1 protein-coding gene is annotated in these 2,071 nt (G+C 46.0%); it reads right to left on the bottom strand.

Going from position 1 to position 2,071, the window contains the following annotated elements; translation table 11 throughout:
* Positions 1-2,071: HsdM family class I SAM-dependent methyltransferase (locus ACP5N5_RS06775; protein WP_428134396.1), on the bottom strand; the 2,071-nt coding region annotated here is incomplete at both ends.

Below are 2,071 nucleotides of genomic sequence, written 5' to 3'. Positions count from 1 at the left end.
GGTGTGGGTATGTATCCACCGAGATCGTACCATCCGTAGAACCATGGTTGCCTCCCCTCACGTCTAGCCTCAGACGCTTCCTCCTCTCTAGCTCTACATGCTTCAGCTTCACTACAGATTCTGCCCCCACCTCTAGTACCTCTTATCATGGTTCTACACTCGCTCTCACCCCATGCTATATACCTGAGTAGGGGTTCTGGTAGGCTATCCCTCCTCTCATGTAATACTAGTATGTAGGCGTCCTTGCACCTAGCTCCGCCTCCTCTCACTCTCACCGCAGAGCTTCTAATAAGCTCCCAATCATCCCTAGTGAAGGTGAAGGTTTTAACGCACCTGGAGGCTGTTATAGCCGGGACTAGATACCTATTTACAGCTTTTCCGAAACCATTAACATTTTTTTCCCATGTTTTGATCTTATCCTCGCTGAAGTAGAAGAAATCCTTAGCACCTAGGTCGGGTCTTCTACCGTTATCCAAGGCCCATATAGACCAAACACTATTACCCCTGCTCGGTTTAAACCACTCCCCAGATCTGATCATTAACCTACCTTCATTAGCTAACTCCTCAAGTCTATCAACCACACCCTCGACACCGGGGAAGAATAGGCTTACCCACTTCCTATTCCTCGGCATATCACCTTGTCTAACTTGGGTGAAGTACACTCCATACTCCTCTCTACACCTGCTCAATAGATTGACATCGAGGGAGCCATCGCTCATCATAGCGTTCTCTATACAAGCTAGAGTTTCGTCTAGTATCTTCTCCGCCTTCTCCACATCTAACTCTACACCCTTCACTCTAGGTGGTATCCTCACCAATGTCACGACATTGTTGTCCCGATGCTCCTGCTTAGGCTCCTTCTCCGCTAGTATTATGACAGTCGATATTAACGCCTCGAATAATCTAAACGAGATGTCTATGAGAGCTCTGATCTTGAAGTTATCTAGTAGGAATCTTCCGAAATCCACACCGTAATCTGTTTGAAGCCACATATTAGATATTATCATGCCAAGCCTCCCACCCTCCTTGAGTAGGTTCTTCGCAGCATGCATTATCCAGTAGACGTAAATACCGGGCTCCCTACCCCTTCTAAGATCAGCTTTGAGATGGTAGTCCTCAAGCTCCTTCTTTAACTGCTTCACTATGAGCTCCTTGGTAGCATCGGGTATTTCAACCCACCTAGTGTAAGGCGGGTTACCTATGATAGCGTCAAATGCCTCCAGCTTTTTACCGAAAACGTTTATACCATGTATTAGAGTGAAGTAATCCCTAGTCTCGATGTTAAGCTTCGATATGGGGCATCTAGGCTCCATTAACATGAGGTGTACCGCTGTAAGGTTGGATGCAAAAGCATTGATATCAACTCCGTAGAGGTTATTTAAAATATCTTGATGTTCATTGTAATTCTCTCTACAAGACGGGAATTCACCCTTATTGTAGTCTTTATTGAACTTGAGCATTAACAATCTCTTATACGCTTCTATAAGAAAAGTCCCCGAGCCGCACCCTCCATCGAGAACCTTATCATCCCCGGTTCTAATAGCCCATCTGGTGATAAGCCTAGCTATCGCTGGTGGTGTGTAGAACTGGCCTAGCTGGTGTCTCTCCCTTGGGGGTAGAAGACCCTCATACACGTAGCCTATTATACCCGGTAGGTATTTGAGCTCATTCTTCCACGAGTCAACGAGATCTATTATGGCGTTAACCTTGTTAACCGCCTCAACACCACTAAGAACTATCTCGTCGTAAAGCCCGGTATTAAATATGGGGGTGAAATCCGCCATCCCATGCTTATTCCTAAGCTTAGAGGATACTAGTTTAAACATGTGGTTTAACATTTCAATCATGTCATTAGGGGTGCTTATAGTGAACCTCCTCCCGTCTACTTCAACCTCCTCCGAGTAACGTACAGGCTTCAAAGCAGGGATTAGGTGCCCGTAGTGGAGCTCAAGCACCTTATAGGCCAGGATCTTGTTAGCTAGAACGTACGCCATCATCTTAGTAAGATTATCGAATGATATCAGCTCCCCGACACTCCCAGGTCTAGAGCATAGCGAGACCGAGGATAGAT

The sequence above is a fragment of the Desulfurococcus sp. genome, from assembly GCF_049970475.1.
GTDB lineage: Archaea > Thermoproteota > Thermoprotei_A > Sulfolobales > Desulfurococcaceae > Desulfurococcus > Desulfurococcus amylolyticus.
The sequence above is the reverse complement of the archived record's forward strand: the minus strand, read 5'-3'. Positions and strand labels throughout refer to the sequence as shown.